This is a genomic window from Actinomadura sp. NPDC049753, assembly GCF_040674655.1.
In the GTDB taxonomy this organism is placed as follows: Bacteria; Actinomycetota; Actinomycetes; order Streptosporangiales; family Streptosporangiaceae; genus Spirillospora; species Spirillospora verrucosospora.
Map to the genome: position 1 here is coordinate 42,799 of NZ_JBFARL010000019.1, position 25,913 is coordinate 68,711.

The window sequence follows — 25,913 nt, forward strand, 5'->3', positions numbered from 1 at the left end:
CCGTGATCGCGCCGTTACGGCCGCCCGGCGTCCTTCTCGCTCACTCCGGCGGAGTCGAACGTGGCGACCTCGCGCAGGACCCGCGCCGCGCCCTGGACCAGTGGCAACGCCAGGAGGGCGCCGGTCCCCTCGCCGAGCCGCAGCTCCAGGTCGACCAGCGGCCGCAGGCCGAGGGTCTCGACGGCGGCGCCGTGGCCGGGCTCGGCGGAGCGGTGCCCGGCGACGCACGCGCCGAGGGCGTCCGGGCACAGCGCGGCGGCGGCCAGTGCGGCCGCTCCGGCGATCACGCCGTCGAGCACGACGGGGACGCGCAGGGCGGCCGCGCCGAGGACGAACCCGGCGATCGCGGCGTGCTCCAGCCCGCCGACCGCAGCGAGGACCTCCATCGGCGCCCTGCCGTGCCCTTCCGGCAGGGCGTGCCGGTCCAGGGCGGCGCGCACCACCTCGACCTTGTGAGCGTGGGTGGCGTCGTCGATGCCGGTCCCCCTGCCGGTGACCCGCTCGGGGGGCAGGCCGGTGAACGCGGCGATCAGCGCGGCGGACGCGGTGGTGTTGGCGATCCCCATGTCCCCGGTGAGCAGGCACCGGGCGCCCTGCCCGTGGAGGTCGCGGGCGATCTCGATGCCCGTCTCGACGGCGCGCCGGGCCTGCTCGGCGGTCATCGCGGGCCCGGCCGTCATATCGGCGGTGCCCGGAGCGATCTTGCGGCGGAGCAGGCCTGGGGCCTCCTCCAGCTCGGCGGCGACGCCGATGTCGACCACCGTGACGGCGGCGCCGACCTGGGCGGCGAACGCGTTGACGACGGCGCCGCCCGCCAGGAAGTTGGCCACCATCTGCGCCGTGACCTCCTGCGGCCACGGGGTGACGCCCTGGGCGTGGACACCGTGGTCGGCGGCGAACACGGCGACGGCGGCGGGCTCGGGCAGAGGCGGCGGGCACTGCCCGGCGAGCCCGGCGAGGCGGATCGACACCTCTTCCAGGACGCCGAGGGAGCCGGGCGGCTTGGTGAGCCGGGCCTGCAGGTCGCGGGCGTCCCGCATGGCCGTCCCGTCCAGGGGGGCGATGGAGGCGACGGTCTCCTCGATCAGGTTCATGGTGTCCTTTCGGGGGGTCAGATGCCCAGCTCGCCGAGCACGTCCAGGAGCCGGTCGTTGGACGGACGGTCGCGCACGGCGATCCGCAGCCAGTCTGGGCCGAGCCCCGGGAAGGTGTCTCCGCGCCTGACGGCGTAGCCGCGCTGCCTGAGCAGGGCCCTGATGCCCAGGGCGTCCGGCAGGCGGACGCACACGAACGACGCGCGCGCCTCCGGCACGACGTACAGGCCCCGTGCCGACAGCTCCCCGGCCAGCCGGTCGCGTTCGGCGGCGAGCTCGACGGCCCACGCCTCGCCCTCGGCGACGGCCTCGGGGGTGGAGCACGCCTCGACGGCGGCGAGCGCGGGCGTGGACACCGCCCACAGCGGCTGCGCCTCCGCCAGCCGTCCGATCAGGTGGGGATCGGCCAGGACGTACCCGGCGCGCAGCCCCGCGAGCCCCCACGTCTTGGTCAGGGAGCGGATCACCACCACTCCCGGGGGCAGCCGGGCGGCGAGGCTCTCCGGTTCCCCCGGGACGCAGTCCATGAACGCCTCGTCGACCACGACCGTCCGTCCGGGCGCGGCCAGGGCGGCGAGCGCGGCGGCCGGGTGCAGGACCGAGGTCGGGTTGGTCGGATTGCCGATCACGACGAGGTCGGCGCCGTCCGGGACCGCCCGCGGGCCGAGGGTGAAGTCCTTCTCCAGGATCACCCGCTCCACCTCGTGCCCGGCGGCCCGCAGCGCCGCCTCCGGCTCGGTGAACTGGGGGTGCACCACCACGGCCCGGCGCGGGGTCAGCACCCGGGCGAGCAGCACGAACGCCTCCGCGGCCCCCGCGGTGAGGAGCACCTCCTCGACGGACCTCCCGTGCCGCGCGGCTACCGCCTTGCGGGCCGGGCGGGGGTCGGGGTAGGCGGCGAGGCCGTCGACGGACGCGCGGATCCGCTCGGCGAGCCACGCGGGGGGCGTGCCGGTGCGGACGTTCACGGCGAAGTCGGCGAGGCCGTCGCCGACCTCGGTGTCGCCGTGGTGGCGGAGGTCGATCTCGGCGGGCCCGGTCACGGCCGCTCCGCCTCGTGGTAGAGCAGCGCGTTGGCGGCGGCGGCCGCGACCGCCGACCCGCCCTTCTCCGAGACGTTGCTGAGCTGCGGCAGCCCGCTCGCGCGCAGGGCCTCCTTGGCCTCGCAGGCGCCGACGAAGCCCGCCGGCACCCCGATCACCAGGGCGGGGCTCACCCGGCGGGCGACGATCTCGAAGATCGCCTCGGGGGCGGAGCCGACCACCCAGACCGCGCCCGGCCCCACCTCCGAGTACGACAGCCGGACGGCCGCGGCCGACCGGGTGATGCCGGCGGCGCGCGCCATCCGCGCGGCGGCCGGGTCGGCGGCGTGGCAGACCGCCTCGCGGGCGCTGATCCCGGCGGCGGCCATGCCCTCGTCGGTGACGATCGGAGCCCCGGCGCGCAGCGCGGCCCAGCCCTGGGCGAGGGACTCCTCGGTGGTCACCAGGTCCACCGCGTACTCCAGGTCGGCGGTGGCGTGGATCACCCGCTCGGCCACCGCCCGCCACAGCGGCGGCATCGGGGACAGGTCGACGCGGGACCGGAGGACCTCATACGAGCGCACCTCGATCGGGTGGGGCCGGCGGACGGTCAACTGCGCTCCTCCACAACTCCGGGCAACGCGGGGATGGTCTCGATGGGGCGGCCCGTCCGGGACGGCCGCTCCCCGGGGGTGCGGGCGTCGCGCTCGCCCCAGACGACGATCACTGGCTCCGGGGCCTCGCCCCGCGGGGTCAGCGGGGCGGCCTGGAGCCGGACGGCGTCGGCGGCGAAGCCCTGCCCGCCCAGTTCGTCCAGTATGGCCTGAGCCTCGCCGGCCGTGGCGAGGACGACGATCCGGGACGGGCGGAGCTCCGCGCAGACCCGCACGGCCTCCGGCCCGCCGCGTCCGAGGAAGACGGCGTCGGGCCGCGGAAGGTGCTCGGCGCTGGACCGGACATCGCCGGACGCCATCGCGACCTTGACCCCGTGCAGGCGGACGTTCTCCCGCACCCGGGCGCAGGCGGAATGGTCGCGGTCGACGGCGACGACGGCGGCGCCGAAGCGGGCGCACTCGATGCCGACCGAGCCGTCGCCGGACTCCACGTCCCACACCATGTCGCCGACCCTCGGGCCGAGCTTGGCCAGGACGAAGGCGCGCACGTCGGGGCGCGGGCCGGGCCCGTCGCCGAAGGCCTCTGCCGGGAGCGCCCATCCGGCGGGGGCGGGCACGGGCCCGGAGACCCAGCTCGCTTCTCCCAGCGCGTGGCGGTTGTCCAGGACGAGCACGACCTCGGGGTCGTTCCACGGGCGAGTGGTCGCCTCCGCCGGACGGACGTAGACGATCCGCTCCTTGGGTCCGCCCAGGTCCTCGCAGACCACGAACGAGCGCGGCGTGACGGGGAACAGCGCCCGCGCCAGTTCGGACGGTCCCGCGCCCGGCTCCGTCAGGACGGCCACTTTCGGGTGGGCGCGGCATGCGTTGACGGCCTGTCTCAGATGCCCGTCCTTGGCGGAGACGACCAGAGCGTCGTCCCAGGGCAGTCCTGCTTGGGAGAAGGCACGCGCTACCAGGGTCGTCGCGGGGAACGTCTCTGGCGCGTGGCCCTGTTCGAGCAGTTCGCGGACGACTCCGAAGTAGCCGGGGTCGCCGTTCACGACGAGGACGACGTCCTCCTTGGAGACATCGACGCCCTCCAGCGCCTCGGCGAACTCCGTGGTGGCGACCGTACGCGTGTCCGTCGCCGTGGGCAGCCCGTCCAGGTGACCTGGGGCTCCTATGACCAGCGTGGCACCTTCCAGAGCCGCCTTGGCCTCCTCCGAGAGGGGCGACCCGTCGCGGCCGACGACCGTCAGCATCGCTATCGGGCCATCCGCCCGTACATGCCGACCATGCGCTCCCCCGTCGCGTCCAGGAGCACCACCTGCGCCGCGACCGGACTGGCCGCGGACCCCGACGCCTCGGCGGCGAGGCGTTCGAGCCCCCCGGCCGTCCTACGGCACAGCTCGCGCCCGCAGGGGCCGAGCCTGCCCGCGGCGTCCCACAGCCCGTAGACGTCCTGGACGGCCGGGGCCTGCGCCACCCGGCCGGCCAGGGCGGGACCGCAGTCCATGTCCAGCGTGATCGATTCCAGCAGGCCCGCGGCGCCGCCGAGGAAGGCGGCCTGGTCCTCCATGCGGGCGACCAGGACGACCTGTGCGAGCCCGTCCTTGACCGCCTCCCGCAGCCGGTCGGCCGCGATCGGGCCGAAGCACCCGTCCGGCAGGTTCGGCAGCATCCGGCGCGCGGCCTCCCGCGCGCCGTCCCCGTACATCACGAGCGTCTTCTCCGCAGCGGTCACCTGTGCCGTCCCTCCTGGTCGTCGGCGACGAGCCTCCCGGAGGCGCCGTCGGCGCGGCGCCACGGCACGCCGACGAGCGGCGGATCGGCCGCGGCCGCACGGCGCCGGCCGCCCACAGAATAGGCTGTCGCGGTGAGCTACCAGCGCCTGTCCCCGGACGAGCGGCGCGCCCAGATCCTGGACGTCGCGCGCCGGATGTTCACCGAGCTGCCGTACGCCGAGGTGTCCACGGCCGCGATCGCGCGGGAGACCGGCGTGCAGCGCGGCCTGATCCACTACTACTTCGGGACGAAGCGGGAGCTGTTCCTCAAGGTCGTCCAGGGGCTGACGGCCTCGGCCGCGATGCAGGCCCCGCCGCCGGACGAGCGGCTGGCGCTGCCCGAGGCGGTCGACCTGCTCGTCAACCTGTTCCTCGACACCGCCGAGCGCAACGCGACCACGTGGTTCGCCGCGCTCGACGCCGAGGGGTTCGGGCAGGACCCCGAACTCCTGCGCATCGTCAACCGGTTCCGGGACGAGACGGTCGAGCACATGCTGGCCGTGCTGCGGGTGGCCGAGCCGACCGAGACGCTGCGGGCCGTGCTGCGGGCCTACTCCGGGCTCGCGGACGCGGCGACGCGCCAGTGGCTCCAGGAGAAGACCCTCGACCGCGACCAGGTGCGCACGCTGCTCACCCGCTCGCTGCTCGCGCTGGTCAGCGACATCGGTCCCGCCCTGGAGAAGCCCCGGGAGGACCGGCCGCGGGCCGGCGCGGGCTAGCCGCGAGGCGTCTCGACGGTCCCCGGGACGGCGAACCAGACGGCCTTGCCGCGGACGGGCGGCCCGAGGCGGGAGAGGGTCCGCCGCAGGCCCCAGCGTCCGCAGGACAGCTCGTGGACGATGCTGAGCCCGCGCCCGCAGTCGCCGGACGTCCAGGAGTACCCGGGCAGGCCGACGTCGCCGTAGGTGTCGAAGACGGCGCACCGCAGTTCGCCCGCCGTCCCGTCGCCCATGTAGAGCCACAGCTCGTGCGGGCCGTGCTCGCCGGCGTGCTGGTGGGCGTTGGTGGCCAGCTCGCTCACCATGAGCCGGGCGTCGGCCGCCCCGTCCGGCGGGACGCCGAGGGAGGCGAGGGCGTCGCGCAGGACGCGGCGGGCGTACCCGGCGCCTCCGGGGCCGCCCGGCAGGGCCCACACCCAGCCGGGCACGCCGTCGCGCCGGGCCGGGTCGCGGCCCGCCATGGCGTCGGCCATGGTCTCCGCCGTCAGATCGGCTGGCGTGGTCTTCACGGTTCCTCCCGCGGTACTGGTGCGAATGCGAAGGGCGGGCGGGGCGACCGGTCGTCACTCTCGGTTGACGACCGATCACGGATCCAAGAGTCTCCTGAGATTCTCACAAACGCAACACCCTTCATGGAATTGCTCTGACCTTCCTGCCGGGTTCGTCAATCGCGTTGTGACGGGCGCCGGGAGTGATAAAGACTCCACTCCCATGACCTACCGCCCCACCGTCCGTGGCCGACGTCTCGCCAGGGAGCTCCGCAAGCTGCGCGAGGAGCAGGGCCTGACACTGCAGGAAGTGGCGGACCGGCTCGACTGGTCGAGAGCCACCGTCTCCCGCCTGGAAACCAGCCAGACCCGCCCCAAACCCGGCGACATCGCCGACATCCTCGACCTGTACGGCGTGCCGAGCCCGGACCGCGACGCGCTCATCACCCTGGCCCGGCAGGCCGGTCAGCGCGGCTGGTGGACCGCCTACCAGGACGTCTTCGCGGGCAGCTATGTCGCACTGGAGGACGAGGCCTCGCACATCCGCACCTGGGACCCGCAGCTCGTCCACGGCCTGCTGCAGACCGAGGACTACTCCCGCGCGGTGATCACCGCGGGCCGGCTGCTGCCCTCGGAGGAGGAGATCGAGCGCCGCATCGCCGCCCGCAAGATCCGCCAGGCGCTGCTGGACCGCGCCGACGCGCCGCGCCTGGAGGTGATCTTCGACGAGGCGGTGCTGCACCGCCCGATCGGCGGCGAGGAGGTGATGCGGGCCCAGCTGAACGTCCTCGCCACCGCCGCGGAGATCCGCCCATCCGTGACCATCCAGGTACTCCCCTACACAGCAGCGGCGCATGCGGGCTTGGACGGACGTTTCACCATATTGTCGTATCCGGACCCCGCAGACCCCGATATCGCCTACGTCGAGGGCACTATGGGCGACGTTTACCTTGAGAGCGCCGAGGAAATAGCAAAACATAGGGATCGCTTCGAACGCATCGCGAAGCGAGCCCTGTCCCCCGAGGAGTCCGCGCACCTCATAGCCAAGGCAGCAAGGAGCAGCCTGTGACCCACCTCCAGCGCGAACTCACCCTGGCCGTCTGGCGCAAGTCGTCCCGCAGCGGAAGCGGAGACCAGTGCGTCGAGATGGCGGCCCTGTCCAGCGACCTGCGCGCGGTGCGCGACTCGAAAGACCCCTCCGGGCCGGCCCTGGTGCTGACACCGGCCGCCTGGCGGGGCCTGCTGGACGGGATCAAGGAGAGCTAGCGACCGGTCGACGGGGCCGCGGCGAGGTTCGCCGCGGCCCCGTCGCCGTATCTTCCCGGCCCCGCGCGCCGGCCCCGGCCACCCCTTCCGAGAAACTAGAACGTGTTCTAGTATCGCCGGTGCGTCGACTACCGGAGGGTGCAACGTGACCGCGGAACTCAAGCTCGGCATCAACGTCGGCTACTGGCAGCGCGACCCCGACGACCAGACCGAGACGGTCCTGGCCGCCGAGCGCTGCGGCTACGACTCGGTGTTCACCGCCGAGGCGTACGGCTCGGACGCGTTCACCACGCTGGCCTGGTACGGCGCCCGCACGTCCCGGATCAAGCTGGGCACGGCCGTCGTCCAGATGTCGGCGCGGACCCCGGCCGCCACCGCGATGCACGCGCTCACCCTGGACGCGCTGTCGGGCGGCCGCGTGATCCTCGGGCTCGGCGCGTCCGGCCCGCAGGTCGTGGAGGGCTGGTACGGGCAGCCGTTCCCGAAGCCGCTCGCCCGCACCCGCGAGTACCTCGACATCGTCCGGCAGGTGTGGCGCCGCGAGGAGCCGGTGACCAGCGAGGGCCCGCACTATCCGCTGCCGTACCCCGGCGGGTCGGGCCTCGGCAAGCCGCTGAAGTCGATCGCCCACCCCGTGCGCCCGGAGATCCCCGTCTACCTCGGCGCGGAGGGCCCGAAGAACGTCGCGCTGTCGGCCGAGGTCGCACAGGGCTGGCTGCCGCTTTTCGTCGACCCCGAGCAGATCGAGCCCGTCTTCGGCGGGTCGCTGGCCGGGCGCCCGGACGGCTTCGAGATCGCCGCGACCGTCACCACGATCGTCACCGACGATCTGGCGTCCGCGCTGGAGTTCGCCAAGATCCCCCTCGCCTTCTACATCGGCGGGATGGGCGCCAAGGACCGCAACTTCCACCTCGACCTGATCGGCCGGCTCGGCTACGCGGAGGAGGCGGGACGCGTCCAGGAGCTGTTCCTGAGCGGCCGCCGGGACGAGGCGATCAAGGCCGTCCCGGACGCGCTGGCCGACGCGATCTCGCTCCTCGGCCCGCTCGGACGGATCAAGGAGAGGCTGCGGCTGTGGCGCGACAGCCCGGTCACCACCCTGCTGATCGCCGGGGTGAGGGACGAGCCGACGCTGCGCGCCATCAAGGAGATGGCCGACTCCTGAGAGACCGACGACACATGATCGCGCGGAATGGAGGCAGGGCCCCGGGTGCTGCACGGTAGGCACCCAGGAGACACGCAGACTGGAGATGGGACGCACGATGTCCACGCAGGACGCCGCCCGGCTTCTCGTCAGGACCCTTGAGGCGGAGGGCGTCGAGTACGTCTTCGGCATCCCGGGTGAGGAGAACATCCATTTCGTCGACGCGCTGAACGACTCGCCCATCCGCTACGTCCTCGTCCGGCACGAGCAGGGCGCCGCGTTCATGGCGGAGATCTACGGCCGGCTCACCGGGAAGGCGGGCGTGGCCTCCGCCACGCTCGGCCCCGGCGCGATCAACCTCCAGCTCGGGGTCGCGGACGCCACCACCAACAGCACGCCCGTCGTCGCGATCTCCGCCCAGGTCGGCCTGGACCGGATCTACAAGGAGTCGCACCAGATCGTCGACCTGGTGTCCCTGTTCCGCCCGATCACCAAGTGGTCGGAGCTGGCCCCGCGGGCGGAGGCGCTGCCCGAGATGGTGCGCAAGGCGTTCAAGACGGCGCAGACCGAGCGTCCCGGCGCCGTCTACCTGGCGATCCCGGAGGACGTCGAGTCGGCCGAGGTGTCCGCCGACCTCGGGCCCCTGCCGGTGAACGTCGTGCGCCCGCAGGAGCCGTCCGCGTCCCAGATCGCCCGCGCCGCCGACGTGATCGCGCTCGCCCGGCAGCCGATCGTCCTGGCGGGCCACGGCGCCACCCGGGCCCGCGCGAGCGACGCCCTGGTGTACTTCTCCGAGCGCCTCGGCCTGCCGGTCGCCACCACCTTCAACGGCAAGGGCGTCTTCCCCGACGACCACCGCAACGCCCTCGGCGCGGTCGGCTTCATGCGCCACGACCACGTCAACTTCGGCTTCGACGAGGCGGACGTGCTGATCGCCGTCGGCTACGAGCTCCAGGAGTTCGACCCCGTCAAGATCAACCCGAACGCGGACAAGAAGATCATCCACATCCACCAGTCGCCCGCCGAGGTGGACGACCACTACCCGGTCGAGGTCGGCATCCAGGGGGACGTGTCCCGGTCGCTGCGCGCCCTCGCCGACTCGGTCCACCGCCGCTTCGACGTGAACGGGACAGACCGTCCTCCAGCCCCCGCCCACCACCAGCCAACGGACGAGCTCCGCTCGACCGGCCAGAAGATCCGCCGGATGCTCCAGGAGGAGCTGGCCGAGGGCGCGACCGAGGACGGCTACCCGCTCTCCCCCCGCCGCATCGTCGCCGACGTCCGCGCCGCGATGGGCCGCGGCGACATCGTCCTGGCCGACACCGGCGCGGTGAAGATGTGGATGGCGCGCATGTATCCGACCTACGAGCCGAACACGCTGCTGGTCTCCAACGGCCTGTCCTCGATGGGCTTCTCCGTCCCCGGCGCGATCGCCGCCAAGCTCGCGCACCCGAACCGCAAGGTCCTGGCCGCGACGGGGGACGGCGCGTTCCTGATGAACTCCCAGGAGCTGGAGACGGCCGTCCGCGAGAACATCCCCATCACCGTGCTGATCTGGGACGACTCCGCCTACGGGCTGATCGAGTGGAAGATGGACCTCGAGCTCGGGCGCAGCTCGAACATCCGGTTCGGCAACCCCGACTTCGTCCGGTACGCCGAGAGCTTCGGCGCCCGCGGCTACCGCGTCGAGTCGGCCGCCGAGCTGCTGCCCACTCTGCGCAAGGCCCTGGCCGAGGACGCCGTCTCCGTCGTCGCCGTCCCGGTCGACTACTCCCACAACCTGCGGCTGACCGACAAGCTCGGCGACCTCACCGACCCGTTCTGACGCCGCACGGCGCGGCCGGTCAGACGCGGCAGATGATCTCGCCGTGGGTGACGGAGTACCAGCCGTCCTCGGCCGCCGCCCACGCCTTCCAGCCCTCGTAGACGCGCTGGAGCTCGGCGCGGGTGGCGTGGCCTCCGGCGACGGCGTGGTCGGCGACCGATGACCTGATCAGGCGGCCGCCCCAGGACTCGCTCCACCACTCGCGCTCCTGCGGGGTGGCGTAGCACCAGGCCGACGCGGACGCGGTGACGTCGGTGAACCCGGCGGCGCGCGCCCAGGAGACGAGGCGGCGGCCGGCGTCGGGCTCGCCGCCGTTGCCGCGCGCGACCTTGTAGTAGATCGGCAGCCAGGCGTCCATGCCCGGCGGGTCCGGGTACCAGGCCATGGTGCCGAAGTCGGCCTCGCGCACGGCGACGATCCCCCCGGGCCTCGCCACGCGGCGCATTTCCCGCAGCGCCTGGACGGGATCGCCGACGTGCTGCAGGACCTGGTGCGCGTGGACGACGTCGAACGTGCCGTCGGGATGCTCCAGGGCGTGGACGTCGGCCACCGCGAACTCGACGTTGTCCAGCGAGGCGGTGTTCCTGCGGGCCTCGTCCAGGACGGCCTCGGCCGAGTCGGCGGCGACCACGCGGCCCGGCGCGACGCGTTCGGCGATCCCGGCGGTGATGGTGCCCGGCCCGCACCCGACGTCCAGCACCGACAGGCCCGGACGCAGGTGCTCGATCAGATGGGCGGCGGAGTTCTCGACCGTGCGCCACTGGTGCGCGCTGAGGACGCTCTCGTGGTGGCCGTGGGTGTAGGTCGCCTTCGCGGTCATAGGGATCACCTCTCTGTGTCCGGCGTCCCCCCACCGTACGACCGCTTCTCAGATTTTGAGAAATGTGTATCAATATATGAGACCACGCGACATGAGAAAAGGGATCGGGGCATCGGCCCCGATCCCTTTCCCGGGTGGGTGTGCGTCAGGCCGCCACGGCGACGCGGCGGACGGGGAGGGGCTGCGGACGCATCGGCAGGGCCTCGACCGCCGCGAGCGGGGGCGCGGTCTCGGCGTAGCCGTTCAGCGTCGCATGGGAGAGCTCGGTGAGCCACGGCTCGACGACGGTCCGCTCGGCGGGCCCGTCCAGCCGCGGCTGGGTGAGATGGAACGTGCCGGTCGCTGCGCTCACTGCCAACGCCCCTTCCTTCGCCCGGTGGGTCCGCGCCTGTGCGAGCGCCACCGTCCGTCACATACCCCTAGGTACGTCGTTGAAAGCGATCTGGTTCGACATCTGTTCCCGGTGTCTCCCAAATCACAAGGTCAACGCTACGCGGAGGGTCTGACATTCTCGAACCCTTATTCGATCTAGTCGGGGCGCGGGGCGGGGCCTGCGGTCACGGAGCGCAACAGCGGACGGCTCAGCGCGCTCGCGCCGAGGACGCCGCCGAAGCCGAGGACGACGAACCCCGCGAGCCCGGCCAGGCCGGAGAGCCCGACCCCCTGGGCGAACGGCAGCCCGAAGAGGAGGCCGGTCAGCAGCGAGCCGCCGCCCATGACGGCGAGAGGGATCAGCGTCTCCTGGCGGCGCGCCCGGTCCAGGACGGACAGGGGCGTGCCCGCCAGGCGCAGCATCGCGTACGTCCGCCTGCGGTCCAGGACGGCGGACGCCCCGGTGATGCCCGCGCTGGTGATCCCCACCAGGAACGAGACGGCGAGGACGACCATCGCGCCGGTGCGCAGGTCGGCCACCAGGAAGTCGCCGGTCACCTCGTCGTCGGCCGGCGTTGTGGCGGCCTTGCCCGGGACGAGCCCGGTCAGCGCCGTGCGGGCCCGGTCGACGGCGGCGGGCCCGCCGCGGACGGTGACCGTCACGACGCCGGTCGCGGTGGCGGGGGCGCCGGGGGCCGACGGGAGGTCCCCGGTCTCGATCCGGCGCACCGACACTCCCGCGTCGAGACCGGCGAGCCTGCCCTCTGCCTGCTCGGCGACGGCGGCGGACCGCTCGTACGGGACGGCCAGTCTCAGCTCGTCCCGCGGCTCACCGGCGGACGGGTGCGCGTTCAGCAGGGCGAGGAACCCGGCGACGAAGCCGGTCAGCGCGACGCCGGCGACCGTCCGCCAGGCCGAGCGCGGGTCGTCCACGAGGCGGCGCCCGGCCAGCAGCCGGGCCGGGCCGCGCGCCGTGCCGACCGCCACGCGGCCGATGATCGCCACCACCCACGGGCCCGCGAAGTTGATCGCGAGGAAGGCCAGGACGAGGAAGACCATCAGGACGATCATCCCCGCCCGGCCCATGTCGATCAGGCCGCCGCCCACCGCCCCGAAGGCGGTCACGACGGCGAGCAGCGCGGCGATCCGGACGGCCCGCATGCCGGGCGGGGTCTCCCGGCGCGCGACGCCGAGGGGGCTGACGACGACGCGGCGCAGGCCGGCGACGGCGCTGGCGCCGACGAGCACGGGCACCGCCGCGAGCAGGCCCGCGAGGACGGGCGGGCCCGGCCACAGGTCGCCGGCGAACCAGCCGCCGCCCGCGATCGTGACCCGGGTGAGCGGCGGGACCGCCGCCGCGTAGAGCACGAGCCCGGCCGCCGCGCCCGCGGCGGCCGTCAGCACGGCCTCGGTCGCGGTGATCGCGACGACCTGGCCGGGCGTGGCGCCGACCAGCCGCAGCGCCGCGAGCCTGCCGTCGCGGCGGGCCACGGTGAGCCGGGCCGCGGCGCCGCCGAACACCAGCAGCGGAACGACCATCAGCACCGACGCCAGGCCCGCCAGCAGCAGGTAGACGCCCGCAGACCAGGACGCGCCGGTCGCGAACCGGTAGATGCGCGACGGGCCGCCGGTCGTCCCGAGATGCTCGACGGCGTCCCGGCCGGCGGTCATGGCGGGATCGTCCGGGGCGCGCCCGACCACCGCGACGAGCTCTCCGGGGTGGACGAGCGCGCCGCGTCCGAGGGTTCCCGCCCGGGACGGGAACCGCCGGGCGAGCCGGTCGGCGGGCAGGTCCCGCATCAGGCGGGCCAGGGCGGGCGACGTCCACACCTCACCCGGCTTCGGGAACCGGGGCATTCCGGGCGGGACGGGGGCGTCGCCCTTCAGCGCGGCCAGGTCGACGACCGTGATCGGCTTGCCCCGGACGTAGTCGGTCGACAGCGCCTCGATCATGGAGGGGTTCGCGGCCGGCTTCCCCGGATGCCGCCAGGCGTCGGCGTGCGCGCGCTGGAGGAACGCGTGGTCGGCGCCCACCGCGAACAGCAGGAGCCCGGTCGAGACGGCCACGGCGGCGAGGGTCAGGAGCGACCCCAGCATGTCGTTCCGGCCGCCGCCCCGCAGCAGGCGCCAGGAGAGTTCCACTGCCGTGCGCATCAGGCCGTCCTCTCCAGGGGCGGCCGGACGCGGCCGTCGCGGACCTCCACGACGCGGTCGCACCAGGCCGCCACCGAAGGGTCGTGGGTGACGACGACCAGGGACGCGCCGTTGTGCTTGGTGGCGTCCACGAGCAGCCGCATGGTCTCGTGGCCGGTCGCCTGGTCGAGCGCGCCCGTCGGCTCGTCGGCGAACACGACGGCCGGGAGGGGCGCGAGCGCGCGGGCGATCGCGACGCGCTGCGCCTGGCCGCCCGACAGCTCGCCCGGGCGCCGGTGCTCCAGCCCGTCCAGCCCGAGCGGCCGGAACCAGTCCCGCGCCGCCCGCACCGCCTCCCGCCTCGGCGTCCCGTTCAGCATCAGCGGCAGCGCGACGTTCTCCACCGCGGGCAGCTCGGGGAGCAGCTGCCCGAACTGGAACACGAAGCCGAACCGGCTCCGGCGCAGCGCGCTGCGGGGACGCTCGCCGAGCGTGTCGATCCGCCGGCCGAACAGGTGCGCCTCCCCCGCGTCCGGCTTCAGGATCCCGGCGAGGCAGTGCAGCAGCGTCGACTTGCCCGACCCGGACGGACCCATGATCGCGACGGCCTCGGCGCGGGCCACGGCCAGGTCGACGCCGTCCAGCGCGACGGCCGTCCCGAACCGCTTCACCAGCCCGCGGCCGGACAGGACGGGCTCGTTCACGCCGCCTCCTCCCGCTCTCCCGCCGCGCCCGGCCCGCCGGCCGGACGCAGATCCAGGACGTTGTCCGGCGGACGGGTGCGGCGGCGGTCGCGGACGGACTCGGCGATCTCCATGGCGGGCATCACGACGCCGCCGTAGACCACGAACGCGGCGAACACGGCGGCGAGGGGAACGTAGATCAGGTACATGGCCCCAGCCTGCGCCGCGGCGCCGCCCGGCCGCATCGGACGCGAAGCCGGTACCGGAGGCACCGGATCGGCCGAACGGCCGATCCGGGAGTCCTCACCGGGTCGTACGCTGCCTGAATGTGAGCGACGTCGGGGCACGGCTGGACCGCATCCATTCGGTGGGCGGCTGCCTGGTGCGCGCGGCGTACGCCGGGTTCGCGTCCCTGTACCTGCTGGGGTGCACGGCCGCCGGCATCGGGGACCACTCCGCCCTGTGGATGGTGTTCGTCGCGCTGGTGGCCAACGTCGCGGCGGTCTCCGGGCGCGGCTTCCTGGTGTGGGCGACCGGGGCGGGGGCGCTGTCGGCCCTCAGCACCCTCTGCCTCGGCGCGGTGGTCCGGCCCGAGGCCGGCGCCCCGAGCCTGTTCGCGGAGATCGGCGGCCTGCTGATCGTCATCGCGCGGGTGGTGTGGAAGGCCCGCCGCGACCGGCTCGTCCCGATCGCGGTGCTGCTCGGCGCGGCGGTCCTGGCGACCCCGCTGCGCTGGTCGCCGATCGCGGCGGCCCTGTTCACCGCGCCGCTCGGCATCACCGTGGCGGTCGCGCTCGGTGTCGGCCTCTACCTGCGGGCGCTGGACGCGCGGCGGGCCAGGTCGCTGGCCTCGGCGCGCCGGGACGAGCGGCTGGAGTTGGCCCGCGACCTGCACGACTTCGTCGCCCACCACGTGACCGGCATCGTCGTCCAGGCGCAGGCGGCGCGGTTCACGGCCCGGTCGGGCACCGCGCAGACGCAGGAGCAGCTCGACCGGATGCTCGGCGAGATCGAGAAGGCCGGCACCGAGGCGCTCACCTCGATGCGGCGCATGGTCGGGCTGCTGCGCGACGCCCAGAACGTCAACGCCCCCGACGGGGACGCCCTCCCGGACGGCGGCTCCAGCACCCGTCCCGTCGGCGACCTCGAACGGCTCAGGGATCTCGTCGAGGGGTTCGCCCACCCGCCCGCCGCGCTCACGCTGGAGCCCGGCCTCGGCACGCTGCCACCGGAGGTCGCGGCGTCGGCGCACCGCGTCGTTCAGGAGGCGCTGACCAACGTCCGCAAGCACGCCGCCGACGCCGCTTCCGTGCGGGTCACGCTGGCGCGGGTCGGAGCCGACGTCGAGGTCGCCGTGCGCGACGACGGGCGGGGGCGCGGCGGCAGGCGGCTGCCGTCCGGCGGGTTCGGGCTCACCGGGCTGGGCGAGCGGGTCGGCGCGCTCGGCGGGCGGCTGCACGCGGGCCCGCGCCCCGAGGGCGGGTGGGAGGTCGTCGCACGCCTCCCCGTATCGGACGGATAACCGGGGATGCTGACACAATCGGCAAGGTGACCATCCGCGTACTGATCGCCGACGACCAGGAGATGGTCCGGACCGGGTTCCGGATGATCGTCGACTCGCAGCCCGACATGGAGGTGGTCGGGGAGGCCGCCGACGGCGCCGAGGCCGTCGCGCTGGCCCGCCGCCTGCGCCCCGAGGTGTGCCTGTTCGACATCCGGATGCCGCGGATGGACGGGCTGGAGGCGACCCGCGCCCTCGCCGGCCCGGGCGTCCCCGACCCTCCCCGCATCGTGATCGTCACGACGTTCGACATGGACGAGTACGTCTACGGGGCGCTGCGCGGCGGCGCGGTCGGATTCCTGCTGAAGGACAGCGGGCCCGCGCTGCTGGTGGAGGCCGTCCGCGCGGCGGCGAACGGCGGGTCGCTGGTGTCGCCGTCCATCACCGTCCGGCTGCTGGAGCACCTGGCCCGGCGGCCCGCGCGCCCCGTCCAGCCGCGCGAGCCGCTCACCGAGCGGGAGCTGGACGTGGTCAGGCTCGTGGCGCGCGGCCGGACGAACGAGGAGATCGCCGCGGAGCTGTACGTGTCGCTCTCCACGGTCAAGACGCACCTCGGCAGCGTCAACCGCAAGCTGGAGACGCGGAACCGGGTCGCGACGGCGGCGTGGGCCTGGGAGTCGGGCCTGATGACCTGACGGGCCCGGCAGGGGAACGCAGACGGGGAAAGCGCGGAAGACGGGGGAGGCTCGGCACTGGCACCGGAGTCGATGAACGGACTGCCCGTGACCGTCCTGGTCGTGTGGGTGCTGTGCGCCGCGGGCTGGGGCGCCGTCCTGCTGGCCCTGCGGCGCGGCATGCACGGACCGTCGAGGGGGCCCGCCCTGTTCGCGCACACCGTGACCCCGGCGGGAACCGTACTGCTCTTCTCGCTGATCGGTCTCGGGTCGCTGTACGCGAGCATCGCGCTGGCCGCCGAGTGGTGGGCGCTGCTGGCGGTGACCCGGTTCCGTCCCGAGCGGCTGCTGTCCACAGGTGGCCTCGGGCGCCTCACCGCCTGGGCGGCCGTCGCCGCGGCCGCGACGTGCGCGGTCACCCGGCTCGTGCTCCCCATGTGACGATCTTGTAAGGGCCCGAACTCCCGTTGGGCCGCGCCGGTCAAACGTACGTAGTATCCAAAACAGCCAACAGCAAAGGCCCAGGGGAGGTGGATCATGCCGTGTGCGCTGTGCGGCGACATCATCCCGACCGAGGTCGACCGGTGCCCGGCCTGCGGCGCGTGGGCGCGGCGCCGCGACTTCCGGGCCGTCGGCGTGGCGGTGTTCATGCTGCTCGGCTTCAACGCGTTCGTGGCCCTCGGCTCGGGGATCAGCCTGCTCAGGCTGGCGCAGCCGCTGCACGGAGCGACCCACGACAGCTATGACGCCGCCGCCACCGGCAAGGCCCTCGCCCCCTACGGGGACGTGTTCACGATCGGCGCGATCATGGCCGGGGTCACCGGCCTGCTGTACCTGACCTGGCTGTGGCGGGCGTTCCACCAGTCCCCCGGGCCGCACCGCCACCACCGCGCCTGGGTGCTGCTCGGCTGGTTCCTCCCGGTCGTCAACCTGTGGCTGCCGCCCCGGATGGTCTATGAGGTGTGGGTGAACAGCGGCCGGTACCGGACGGCCGAGCGGCAGGCCGCCGGCCTCGTCGTCGGGGGCTGGTGGGCCTGCGCCCTGCTCGGCCTGGTCCTCGGGCGCGTGTTCACGCACGGCAGCGTCGAGACGCTCGCCGACGCCCGCCTCGACGTGCACGTCGGCGTCGCCGCGGCCGCCTTCCAGGCCCTCGCGGCCGCCCTGTGCATGGCGACCGTCTTCCAGATCACCCGGATCCAGATCACCCGGTGACCCGCGCGGACCGGACGGACCGGACGGCGCGGGTCAGGCGGGAGGGGGCCCGGAGCTTCCCTGGCTGGTGTGCCACAGGGGGGTCCTCGGCGGGCGCTTGACGGCCGGGCCCGCGTGCCCGATGTCGGAGTACGGCGACATCGCGAACCCCGTGGGCTGGACGACGCGGCGGCCCACGGGGCGGCTCCGGCCGGGCGGGCCCGCCATGGCCGCGCGGACGGCGTCCGGGCCGCCGCGGCGCCACTCCTCGTGCAGGGCGTTCAGGTCCCAGCAGGCGTTCGCGGTGATCGAGACGGCGCGCTCCCCGGCGCGGCGGAGCCTCCCCCGGGCGACGAGCAGCCAGGAGCCGAACACGGTGGCGGCGCACCTGTCCTGCACCGACTCGAAGAACGTGAGGTCGACCGGGCCGGACGCGTCGTCCAGCGTGGCGAAGATGACGCGCTGCCCCGACCTGACCGCCGGGGTCTGCGTCGCGACCTTGACCCCGGCGACGAGGACCTCGCTCCCGTCCGGGCGTCCCGGCAGGTCGGCGGCGCGGACGACGCCGAGCCCGGCCAGCAGCCCGGCGTAGAAGGTCATGACGTGCCGGCTCACGTCCATGCCGAGGATGTCCAGCTCCGCCTCGACCACCTCGGCGGGCGTCATCGGCGGCAGCCCGCCCGCCGGGATCTCCTCCGCCAGGCCCGTCTCCGCGGCCGCCGGAATCTCGTCGCCGTCCTCGCGGCCGAGGGGGAGCTGGCCCTCCGGGACCCGCGCGGGAAGGGCGGTGACCCGGTCGAGGGCGCCGACGCGGCACAGCAGGTCGCGGCGCGGGACGCCCTCGTGGAGGGCGTCGAACGCGCCCGCCAGGACCAGCCGCTCGGCGATCGGGCGCGACACCCGGGCGCGGCGCCAGAAGTCGGTCAGCGACCGGTACGGCCGGGCCTCGGCGATCCTCCCGATCTCGGCGTCGGAGATGCCCCTGACCTCGCTCAGCGCCACCCGGATCCCGGGCGGGCCGCCCGCCGGGACGGGTTCGGCGCGCCAGTCGGCCTCCGAGCGGTTGACGTCCAGGGGGAGGATCGGGACGCCGAAGTGCCGGGCGTCATCGAGGATGACCCGCTTGGGGTACATGCCGGGGTCGTGGGTGAGGACGCCGGCGTAGAAGGCGGCCGTGTGGTGCCGCTTCAGCCAGGCCGACTGGTAGGTGGGCAGCGCGAACGACGCGGCGTGGGCCTTGCAGAAGCCGAACGCGCCGAACGCGGTCAGCATCCGCCACACGCGCTCGACCGTCGCCCCGTCGTACCCGCGCGCCAGGGCCCGCTCGTGGAACCAGGCGCCGACCACGGCCTGGCCCCGCTCGTGGTTCAGGCTCCGCCGCGCCGCCTCCGCCTTGGACAGGCCGCAGCCGGTCATCACGTCGATGACGCGCAGCACCTGCTCGTGGAAGACGACCACGCCGAGGCTCTCCCGCAGCGCGGGTTCGAGGTCGGGATGCGGGTAGTCGGGCTCCCGGTTCCCGGCGCGGGCCTCCAGGAACGGCGTCACCATGTCGGAGTTGACCGGCCCGGGGCGGAACAGCGAGATGTCGATGACCAGGTCGTCCAGGTCGCGGGGCTGGAGCCGGCCGATCAGCTCCCGCTGGCCGGGCGACTCGATCTGGAAGCAGCCGAGCGTCCGGGACGTGCGCACCAGCGCGTACGTCTCGGGGTCGTCGCGCGGGACGTCCTCCAGCGCGACCGCCTCCCCCGTCACCCGGGCGACCTCCGCCACCGCGTGCGCCATCGCCGACTGCATCCGGACGCCGATCACGTCGAGCTTGAGCAGCCCCATCGCCTCGACGTCGTCCTTGTCGAACTGGCTCATCGGGAACCCCACGGCGGCGCGCTCGACGGGGACCCGGTCCCGCAGGCCCGGGTTCGACAGCAGGACGCCGCACGGGTGCATGGCGATGTGGCGGGGCAGCCCGTCCAGGCGCTCGGCGATCCGGAACAGCACCTCCAGGCGTTCCGACGCCAGGTTGCTCTGCCGGAGCTCCGGCAGGTCGTCCAGGGCCGCCCGGATCTGGTTCGCCCGGATCCGCGGGAACGCCTTGGCGATCGCGTCGATCTCGTGCGGCGGGAGCCCGACGGCGTTGCCGACGTCGCGCAGCGCGCTGCGCGCCCGGTAGGTCTCCATCATCGACACGCACGCCGTGGCGTCCGCGCCGAACCGGTCGAACAGCGCCTGGTAGGCCTCCAGCCGGCGGGCCGACTCCACGTCCAGGTCGATGTCGGGCAGGCCCTCGCGGCTGTCGGCGAGGAACCGCTCCATCACCAGGTCGTGCCGCAGCGGGTCCAGGTCGCCGATGCCGATCAGGTAGTTGACCAGGCTGCCCGCGCCCGAGCCGCGGATCGCGCAGCGGATGCCGCGCGCCCTGATCAGCGCGGCGGCGTCGGCGACGGTGAGGAAGTACGGCGCCAGGCCCTTGCGCCCGATCACCCCGAGCTCGTGGTCGAGCCGGGCCGCGGCCTCCCCCGACCCGGCGAGCCCGCGCCGCGCCATCCCCTCCGCGCACCGGGCGGCGAGCCGGGCGTGCGGGTCGCCCTCGACGGCCGGCAGGTGGACCTCGTCCGTGCCGAGGTCGCGGCCGGGATCGAGGACGCAGCGCTCCGACAGCCGCCGGGTGGCCGCGAGCAGCGCGCCGGCCTCGTCCGGGCCGCAGCTCCGCTCCGCGACCCGGCGCATCTCGGGGATCGACTTCAGGTACGCCTGGCCGGTGCGGTCGTCCAGGTGCCGCCGGTCGAGCGGGACCAGGCGGCGCGTCACGTCCAGGACCTGCGCGACCGGGTGGTCGGACGGGTCCAGGTAGCGGACGGCGTTGCCCAGCACGGCGGGCGCCCCGGCCTCGCGGGCGAGCGCGAGCATCCGCGCCGCCCGGGGCCCGTCGCCCCTGTCGCGGTGGTCGACAATCTCGATCATGGTCTCGGCGGCGGCGCGCCACGCCGCGAGCCGGGCCGCCGCCACGTCCGGGCGCCGCCCGGTGAGGGCCCGGCCGACGTCCGAGGCCGGGCCGAGCAGGACGATGAGGCCCTCGGCGTGCGCGGCGACCATCTCCCTGGTCACCAGCGGGCGGCCGCGCTCGCCCGCCGCGTGCGCCGCCGTCACCAGCCGGCACAGCGACCGCCATCCGGCGCGCCCCTCGGCGAGGACGACCACGCGCTCCTCCCCGGTGGAGGCGACCCTGAGGTCGGCGCCGACGACGGCGCCGATCCCCGCGTCCGCGCATGCCCGGACGTGCCGGACGGCGCCGTACAGGCCGTCGCGGTCGGTCAGCGCCAGCGTCTCCATGCCGAGGACCGCCGCGCGCTCCGCCAGCGCCTCGGGCGGCGCGACGCCGAACCGGAGCGAATAGGACGAAGCGACATGAATATGCACGTCAGTCCCATACCCGGGATAGCAGCCAACTGTCGGCGGCCACGTCATAACGCAGCTCGTAGACGCCGATCTCCCGGTCCGGGGTCGCCTCGATCCGCCAGAACTCCCGCTCGCCGGCGGCCTCGCCGTCCGGATGCCGCTCCCGCCACCAGTCGCGGGTGGTGACCCAGTGCTCCAGCACCCGCCGGACGGTGTAGAGCCGGCCACGCCAGACGAACCGGACCGGACGGCCGTCGCTCACCCAGACGTCCACCGGATCGCCGAACACGCGCGTCATCTGCCTCCCCCTCGCGCTCGCCGCACGGGGGAAGGAGCATGCGGACCTCGTTCTCGAACAAACGTTCGGAACGGAGTCTAGGGAACCCCGGCCCCGGGGAGCAAGGCGGGGTCAGCCGAGAAGGGCGCGGACATGGTCGGCGACCTCGCCGGGCCGGGCCGCGTCGGCCATGCCGCCGGCGGGCCACAGGTAGTACCAGCCGTCGCCGCACGGCGTGGCGAGGACGATCACGTGGCGTCCCGCGCCCGGCGCATAGACGGCCAGCAGGGACTCCCCGGGCCCGGCGAACCGCCAGGACAGGCCCCGGGCCTCGACCTCGCGCGCGAGCGCCGCGAGGTGACGCCGGCGCGTCTCGGCGATCTCCCGCCCACCGACTACAGACACATCAGCCGCCTCAGCTGGTCCGAGCCGCCGGCATGACCTTGAGCTACCTTCCGGCGACGGTTGGTGACCGCTCCTCAGCATGACTCCGATCCGGCCGCCGTGCGGGGAGAATCCCAAGAGTGGGGACGGGTGTACCCCGCCCGCTAGGGGATGGTCCGCAGAAGCGGTGTAACGCGCCGTCCGGATACGGGCCAATCACCGCGCAGGTGGTTTCCGGTCCCCGGAACCTGGCCCGCATACGGAGGCTCCGTCCGTGATAAAAGCCTCTGTGAGGCGGGCGCCGCCCGCGTCAGCCAAAGAAGAAGGAGCGAGCCGATGAGCGCCGTCCCCGCCGGCGACCCGTCAGGCCACACACACCACCGTGCCCAGGGGCACGGTCCGGAGCAGGGCCGCGCTCTGGCCGGGCTGCGCGAGCGCAAGAAGCAGCGGACCCGCCTCGCGCTCATCGACGCGGCTCTGGACCTGTTCCTCGCCCAGGGGTACGAGGCGACCACCATCGACGAGATCGTGGCGGCGGTGGAGGTGTCGCAGCGCACCTTCTTCCGCTACTTCGGCACCAAGGAGGACGTGGTCACGAGCTTCCTCACCGAGCACGACCAGGTGCTGGAGGAGGCCCTCGCTGCCCGCCCGCCCGAGGAGCGGCCGTTCACCGCGCTGTTCGAGTCGCTGCGCGTCGTCCTGCGGACGATCGCCGAGAGCGACCCGGCCGACGGCGCCCGGTTCCGTCGCGTCCGGCAGGTCATCGAGGCGACGCCGTCGCTGATGGCGGCGCAGATGGCGCGCTACTCCGCGTCGGCGGAGGCGCTCGCCACCGAGATCGCGCGCCGCGAGGGCGTCGACATGGAGCAGGACCTGCGGCCGCGGATCGTCGTGTCGTTCTACCTGGCCGCGACCAAGGTCGCCTTCGAGGACTGCGCCCGCCACGACATCTGGGACGCCGGGACGGTCGCGGCCCGCGTGGAGGAGGCCGTGACGCTCGTCAGCCGGACCATGCGCGACTGGGTGTGAACGCCCCCGCCGGCGGAATAGCCCGCGGGGGCGCCGGGGTTCTCCGGGAGCGTCCCGCGAACCGACCCGTCAGGAGAACGACATGCGCGCGATCGTCATCACCCGCACCGGCGGCCCCGAGGTCCTGGAGGCGTCCGAGCGCCCCGACCCGGAGCCCGGACCGGGCGAGGTGCTGATCGACGTCGCGGCGGCCGGGGTCAACTTCATCGACGTGTACTACCGGACGGGCGCCTACCCGCAGGAGACCCCCTACACGCCGGGCGTCGAGGCGGCCGGGACGGTCGCGGCGGTCGGCGAGGGCGTCCGCGAGTTCTCGGTGGGCGACCGCGTCGCGTGGGCGAACGTGCAGGGCGGCTACGCGGAGAAGGCCGTGGTCCCCGCGGACAAGGTCGTCCCCGTCCCCGGCGGGGTGAGCCTGGAGGACGCGGCCGCGTCGCTGCTGCAAGGCATGACCGCGCACTACCTGACGAGGTCGACGTATCCGGTCCGGGAGGGCGACACCGTCCTCGTGCACGCGGCGGCGGGCGGGATGGGCCTGCTGCTCACGCAGGCGGCCGTCTCCCTCGGCGCCCGGGTGATCGCGACGGCGTCCACCCCGGAGAAGGAGAAGCTGGCGAAGGACGCGGGCGCGGACGCCACGATGGGCTACGACGGGTTCCCCGAGCGGGTGCGGGAGCTCACCGGCGGCGAGGGCGTCGCCGTCGTGTACGACGGCGTCGGGGCGCCCACGTTCGACGGGAGCCTGGAGAGCCTCCGGCGGCGCGGCACCCTGGCCCTGTACGGCGCGGCGGGCGGCCCGGTCCCGCCGTTCGACCCGCAGCGCCTCAACCGGGCCGGATCGGTGTTCCTGACCCGGCCGTCCCTCGCCCACTACGTCGAGGAGCGCGAGGAGCTGCTGGAGCGCGCCGCAGACGTCTACGGGTGGGTGGAGTCCGGGGCCGTGAAGGTCCACGTCGGCCGCCGCCACGACCTCGCCGAGGCCTCCGCGGCGCACGCCGACCTGGAGGCGAGGCGCAGCACCGGCAAGCTCCTGCTGATCCCCTGACGTCCCGCCCGGCGCCGCGGCCTCCCCTAGGCTGGCCCCGGACGAACGATCTCTCAAGGAGCGCCGCCCGCCATGACGACGTACGCCGCCGGACCGCTGGAGCACGACGAACCCCGTGTCCTCGGCCCGTACCGCCTGCTCGGGCGGCTCGGCCGCGGCGGCATGGGGACGGTCTACCTGGCCGCCGAGCCCGACGGCCGGCGGGTCGCGGTGAAGGTCGTCAACCGGGAGCTGGCCGGGGAGCCGGCGTTCCTCGCCCGGTTCCGCCGCGAGGTGACCGCGGCGCGGCGCGTCCACCGGTTCTGCACCGCGCCCGTGATCGACGCCGAGCTCGACCAGGACCCGCCGTACATCGTCACCGAGTACATCGACGGGCCGAGCCTGGAGAAGGCCGTCACGGACAAGGGGCCCCTGCCCGGCTCCGACCTGGAGGGCCTCGCGGTCGGCGTCGCCACCGCGCTCGCCGCCATCCACGGCGCCGGGATCGTGCACCGCGACCTCAAACCCGCCAACGTCCTGCTGTCGTCCACCGGCCCCCGCGTCATCGACTTCGGCATCGCCCGCGCCCTCGACGCCGCCGACGGCCCCACCCGCACCGGCCAGTTCGTCGGGACGCCGTCCTACATCGCGCCCGAGGTGCTGCGGGGAGAGCCGGTCGAGCAGGCGTCGGACGTGTTCGCGTGGGGCTGCGTCGTCGCCTACGCCGGGACGGGGCGCCCCCCGTTCCAGAGCGGCACCGTCGCGGAGACGTTCCGCCGCATCGAGCACGAGGAGCCCGACCTCACCGGCCTCGACCCGCGGCTGCGCGAGGTCGTCGCCGCCGCGCTCGGCAAGGACCCGCGCGACCGTCCGACGGCGCGGCGGCTGCTGACCCTGCTCGTCGGGCAAGAGAAGGCCGACCTCACGCAGGCCGTGGAGACGATCTCGGCGTCGTGGCGGGGGCCGGATCCGGACGCGGAGCCCGCCGCCGAGCCGGACGGCGCGCGCCCGGCGGCCGTCGAGGTCCCGGCTCCGAGGCCCGCGCCGGAGGCCTCCGCCCCGGCGGCCGCGGCGGCGCGCGAGCCCGGCCCGGACGAGGAGACGGTCCTCGTCGACCTGCCGTTCCCGGCCGCCTGGCGCGGCCCGCGGCGCTGGCTCACCCTGCTCAGGGGCCTGCTGGTGGTCCCGCACCTGGTCGTGATGCTGATCATGTACGCGGTCCTGGTGGTCGTCCTGCCGCTCAGCTGGCTGGTCATCCCGTTCACCGGCCGGTACCCCCGCGCCCTGTACGCGCTGGCCGTCGGCTGCCAGCGCTGGTCCAGCCGGGTCGTGGCGTACGCGTTCGGGCTCACCGGCGAGAAGCTTCCGCCGTTCCGCACCCTTCCCCGCGCCCGCCGCACGAACTGAACGCGCTGTCGACTCCGCGCGTCCGAATAACCGTGGACCGCTAGGGTTCTACGACAAAGACTCCCGAATCCCCCTCAGGATCACGATGACCACGCACGCAGGAGAGAACGGGGAGACCCTGCGCCCCGGCGACCCCGCTGAGCTCGGCCCCTACACGCTGGTCGGGCGGCTCGGCCGGGGCGGCATGGGGACGGTCTACCTCGGCGAGGACCGCACCGGCCGCCGCGTCGCCGTAAAAATGATCAACCGGGAGCTCGCCGGGGAGGGCACGTTCCGGGAGCGGTTCCGCCGCGAGGTCACCGCCGCGCGGCAGGTCCGCCGCTTCTGCACCGCGCCCGTGATGGACGCCGAGCTGGACACCGACCCCCTGTACGTCGTCACCGAGTACATCGAGGGCCCGAGCCTGGAGAGCGCCGTCGCCGAGCGCGGCCCGCTGCCCGGCTCCGACCTGGAGGGCCTCGCGGTCGGCGTCGCCACCGCGCTGGCCGCCATCCACGGCGCCGGGATCGTGCATCGCGACCTCAAACCCGCCAACGTCCTGCTGTCCTCCACCGGCCCCCGCGTCATCGACTTCGGCATCGCCCGCGCCCTCGACGCCGCCGACGGCCCCACCCGCACCGGCCAGTTCGTCGGAACCCCGAACTACCTGCCGCCCGAGCTGCTGCGCGGCGAGCAGGTCTCGCCCGCCTCCGACGTGTTCTCGTGGGGCTGCGTCGTCGCCTACGCCGGGACCGGGCGCCCCCCGTTCGCGGGCAGCACCGTTCCGGAGATCTTCTACCGCGTCGTCCACGAGGAGCCGAAGCTCGACGGGCTCGACCCCGGCCTGCGCGACGTCGTCGCCGCCGCGCTCGACAAGGACCCGCGCCGGCGGCCGACCGTCCAGGACCTGCTCGGACGGCTCGTCGGCAACGGCCAGGCCGACCCGGCGAGGCTCGCCGAAACCGTCCAGGCGAGCTGGCACGGACCCGCGAGCGAGCCGACCGTCCAGCCCCGCACGGCTGCGGCCATACTGGAGCGCTGCGAAACCGGCGACCACGATGGCTTGGAGCACCGCCCACACCGCCCCGACAGTGCTCAGCGAGAA

The 25,913-nt window shown here is 74.3% G+C and carries 27 protein-coding genes; 13 read left to right on the forward strand and 14 right to left on the reverse strand.

The features are described from left to right. Window positions 1-14: 14 nt before the first annotated feature. Genes cobT through AB0K37_RS07930 form a run of 5 tightly spaced genes read right to left on the reverse strand, consistent with a single transcriptional unit; the run spans window position 15 to window position 4,456 of the window. The gene (cobT, locus tag AB0K37_RS07910; RefSeq protein WP_363976500.1) at window positions 15-1,094 is read right to left on the reverse strand and encodes a nicotinate-nucleotide--dimethylbenzimidazole phosphoribosyltransferase; all 1,080 of its coding nucleotides are present in this window, start codon (window positions 1,092-1,094) and stop codon (window positions 15-17) included. A 17-nt stretch (window positions 1,095-1,111) separates the two neighbouring features. Then, entirely contained in the window at window positions 1,112-2,137 is a 1,026-nt protein-coding gene (cobC, locus tag AB0K37_RS07915; protein ID WP_363976503.1) for an Rv2231c family pyridoxal phosphate-dependent protein CobC, read from the reverse strand. After that, window positions 2,134-2,730, reverse strand: a complete 597-nt coding sequence (locus AB0K37_RS07920; RefSeq protein WP_363976506.1) for a precorrin-8X methylmutase — start codon at window positions 2,728-2,730, stop codon at window positions 2,134-2,136. Before AB0K37_RS07920 ends, cobC begins: the two co-directional genes overlap by 4 nt. Continuing rightward, entirely contained in the window at window positions 2,727-3,974 is a 1,248-nt protein-coding gene (cbiE, locus tag AB0K37_RS07925; RefSeq protein ID WP_363976509.1) for a precorrin-6y C5,15-methyltransferase (decarboxylating) subunit CbiE, read from the reverse strand. Before cbiE ends, AB0K37_RS07920 begins: the two co-directional genes overlap by 4 nt. Before the next feature lie 2 nt (window positions 3,975-3,976). Continuing rightward, entirely contained in the window at window positions 3,977-4,456 is a 480-nt protein-coding gene (locus tag AB0K37_RS07930; protein WP_363976512.1) for a hypothetical protein, read from the reverse strand. Window positions 4,457-4,588: 132 nt separating this feature from the next. Between AB0K37_RS07930 and AB0K37_RS07935 the strand changes: the two genes are divergently transcribed. Beyond that, window positions 4,589-5,215 carry a helix-turn-helix domain-containing protein gene (locus tag AB0K37_RS07935; RefSeq protein WP_345175792.1) on the forward strand — a complete coding sequence of 209 codons (627 nt, stop codon included), beginning with the start codon at window positions 4,589-4,591 and terminating at the stop codon, window positions 5,213-5,215. On the opposite strand, the gene AB0K37_RS07940 is transcribed toward AB0K37_RS07935, so the two are convergent. Then, on the reverse strand, window positions 5,212-5,724 hold the full coding sequence (locus tag AB0K37_RS07940; protein ID WP_363976515.1) for an ATP-binding protein: 513 nt from the start codon (window positions 5,722-5,724) through the stop codon (window positions 5,212-5,214). The two genes, AB0K37_RS07935 and AB0K37_RS07940, sit on opposite strands and share 4 nt — an antisense overlap. 202 nt (window positions 5,725-5,926) lie before the next feature. Here AB0K37_RS07940 and AB0K37_RS07945 point away from each other — a divergent pair, with 202 nt between their 5' ends. The 4 genes from AB0K37_RS07945 to AB0K37_RS07960 all read left to right on the forward strand — a co-directional run bounded on the left by AB0K37_RS07945 (window position 5,927) and on the right by AB0K37_RS07960 (window position 9,938). Next, window positions 5,927-6,772, forward strand: a complete 846-nt coding sequence (locus AB0K37_RS07945; protein WP_363976518.1) for a helix-turn-helix transcriptional regulator — start codon at window positions 5,927-5,929, stop codon at window positions 6,770-6,772. Further along, complete coding sequence (locus AB0K37_RS07950; protein WP_089309643.1) at window positions 6,769-6,969, forward strand: DUF397 domain-containing protein; 201 nt, start codon at window positions 6,769-6,771, stop codon at window positions 6,967-6,969. The genes AB0K37_RS07945 and AB0K37_RS07950 overlap by 4 nt, the downstream gene beginning before the upstream one ends. Before the next feature lie 145 nt (window positions 6,970-7,114). Then, complete coding sequence (locus AB0K37_RS07955; RefSeq protein ID WP_363976522.1) at window positions 7,115-8,134, forward strand: LLM class F420-dependent oxidoreductase; 1,020 nt, start codon at window positions 7,115-7,117, stop codon at window positions 8,132-8,134. Between the two features lie 85 nt (window positions 8,135-8,219). Next, window positions 8,220-9,938: an acetolactate synthase large subunit gene (locus AB0K37_RS07960; RefSeq protein WP_363976525.1), complete on the forward strand. Its 1,719-nt coding sequence runs from the start codon at window positions 8,220-8,222 to the stop codon at window positions 9,936-9,938. A 19-nt stretch (window positions 9,939-9,957) separates the two neighbouring features. Here the strand turns inward: AB0K37_RS07960 and AB0K37_RS07965 are convergent, their stop codons facing one another. The 5 genes from AB0K37_RS07965 to AB0K37_RS07985 all read right to left on the reverse strand — a co-directional run bounded on the left by AB0K37_RS07965 (window position 9,958) and on the right by AB0K37_RS07985 (window position 14,155). After that, window positions 9,958-10,758 carry a methyltransferase domain-containing protein gene (locus AB0K37_RS07965; protein WP_363976528.1) on the reverse strand — a complete coding sequence of 267 codons (801 nt, stop codon included), beginning with the start codon at window positions 10,756-10,758 and terminating at the stop codon, window positions 9,958-9,960. 145 nt (window positions 10,759-10,903) lie between these two features. Then, the gene (locus AB0K37_RS07970) at window positions 10,904-11,110 is read right to left on the reverse strand and encodes a hypothetical protein (protein ID WP_345175807.1); all 207 of its coding nucleotides are present in this window, start codon (window positions 11,108-11,110) and stop codon (window positions 10,904-10,906) included. A 176-nt stretch (window positions 11,111-11,286) separates the two neighbouring features. Then, entirely contained in the window at window positions 11,287-13,284 is a 1,998-nt protein-coding gene (locus AB0K37_RS07975) for an FtsX-like permease family protein (protein ID WP_363976531.1), read from the reverse strand. Further along, window positions 13,284-13,967, reverse strand: coding sequence for an ABC transporter ATP-binding protein (locus AB0K37_RS07980; protein WP_363976534.1), 684 nt, complete (start codon window positions 13,965-13,967; stop codon window positions 13,284-13,286). Before AB0K37_RS07980 ends, AB0K37_RS07975 begins: the two co-directional genes overlap by 1 nt. Continuing rightward, the gene (locus AB0K37_RS07985; RefSeq protein WP_363976537.1) at window positions 13,964-14,155 is read right to left on the reverse strand and encodes a hypothetical protein; all 192 of its coding nucleotides are present in this window, start codon (window positions 14,153-14,155) and stop codon (window positions 13,964-13,966) included. The genes AB0K37_RS07980 and AB0K37_RS07985 overlap by 4 nt, the downstream gene beginning before the upstream one ends. A gap of 119 nt (window positions 14,156-14,274) precedes the next feature. On the opposite strand from AB0K37_RS07985, the gene AB0K37_RS07990 reads away from it, so the two are divergent. The 4 genes from AB0K37_RS07990 (at window position 14,275) to AB0K37_RS08005 (ending at window position 17,333) form a co-directional block, all read left to right on the forward strand. Then, a complete protein-coding gene (locus tag AB0K37_RS07990) occupies window positions 14,275-15,468 on the forward strand; it encodes a histidine kinase (protein ID WP_363976540.1) in 1,194 nt (397 codons plus the stop codon). A 26-nt stretch (window positions 15,469-15,494) separates the two neighbouring features. Beyond that, complete coding sequence (locus AB0K37_RS07995; protein WP_363976543.1) at window positions 15,495-16,142, forward strand: response regulator transcription factor; 648 nt, start codon at window positions 15,495-15,497, stop codon at window positions 16,140-16,142. A gap of 72 nt (window positions 16,143-16,214) precedes the next feature. After that, window positions 16,215-16,562 (forward strand): hypothetical protein, encoded by a 348-nt coding sequence (locus AB0K37_RS08000; protein ID WP_363976546.1) that lies wholly within the window; start codon window positions 16,215-16,217, stop codon window positions 16,560-16,562. Window positions 16,563-16,658: 96 nt separating this feature from the next. After that, complete coding sequence (locus AB0K37_RS08005) at window positions 16,659-17,333, forward strand: DUF4328 domain-containing protein (protein WP_363976549.1); 675 nt, start codon at window positions 16,659-16,661, stop codon at window positions 17,331-17,333. A 33-nt stretch (window positions 17,334-17,366) separates the two neighbouring features. Here AB0K37_RS08005 and AB0K37_RS08010 read toward each other — a convergent pair whose 3' ends face one another. The 3 genes from AB0K37_RS08010 to AB0K37_RS08020 form a co-directional block, all read right to left on the reverse strand. Further along, window positions 17,367-20,729: a DNA polymerase III subunit alpha gene (locus AB0K37_RS08010; RefSeq protein WP_363976552.1), complete on the reverse strand. Its 3,363-nt coding sequence runs from the start codon at window positions 20,727-20,729 to the stop codon at window positions 17,367-17,369. A 1-nt stretch (window position 20,730) separates the two neighbouring features. Next, the gene (locus AB0K37_RS08015) at window positions 20,731-21,006 is read right to left on the reverse strand and encodes a DUF6504 family protein (protein ID WP_345175822.1); all 276 of its coding nucleotides are present in this window, start codon (window positions 21,004-21,006) and stop codon (window positions 20,731-20,733) included. Between the two features lie 111 nt (window positions 21,007-21,117). Continuing rightward, window positions 21,118-21,390: a hypothetical protein gene (locus tag AB0K37_RS08020; RefSeq protein WP_363976554.1), complete on the reverse strand. Its 273-nt coding sequence runs from the start codon at window positions 21,388-21,390 to the stop codon at window positions 21,118-21,120. A gap of 315 nt (window positions 21,391-21,705) precedes the next feature. Between AB0K37_RS08020 and AB0K37_RS08025 the strand changes: the two genes are divergently transcribed. From AB0K37_RS08025 to AB0K37_RS08040, 4 genes are all read left to right on the forward strand, one after another. Next, window positions 21,706-22,398 (forward strand): TetR family transcriptional regulator, encoded by a 693-nt coding sequence (locus AB0K37_RS08025; RefSeq protein WP_363976557.1) that lies wholly within the window; start codon window positions 21,706-21,708, stop codon window positions 22,396-22,398. 82 nt (window positions 22,399-22,480) lie between these two features. After that, on the forward strand, window positions 22,481-23,443 hold the full coding sequence (locus tag AB0K37_RS08030; RefSeq protein WP_363976560.1) for a quinone oxidoreductase: 963 nt from the start codon (window positions 22,481-22,483) through the stop codon (window positions 23,441-23,443). Between the two features lie 72 nt (window positions 23,444-23,515). Next, the gene (locus AB0K37_RS08035) at window positions 23,516-24,829 is read left to right on the forward strand and encodes a DUF4389 domain-containing protein (protein WP_363976563.1); all 1,314 of its coding nucleotides are present in this window, start codon (window positions 23,516-23,518) and stop codon (window positions 24,827-24,829) included. A gap of 85 nt (window positions 24,830-24,914) precedes the next feature. Further along, window positions 24,915-25,913, forward strand: a 999-nt coding sequence (locus tag AB0K37_RS08040; RefSeq protein WP_363976566.1) for a serine/threonine-protein kinase, incomplete at its 3' end; no start/stop codon positions are given.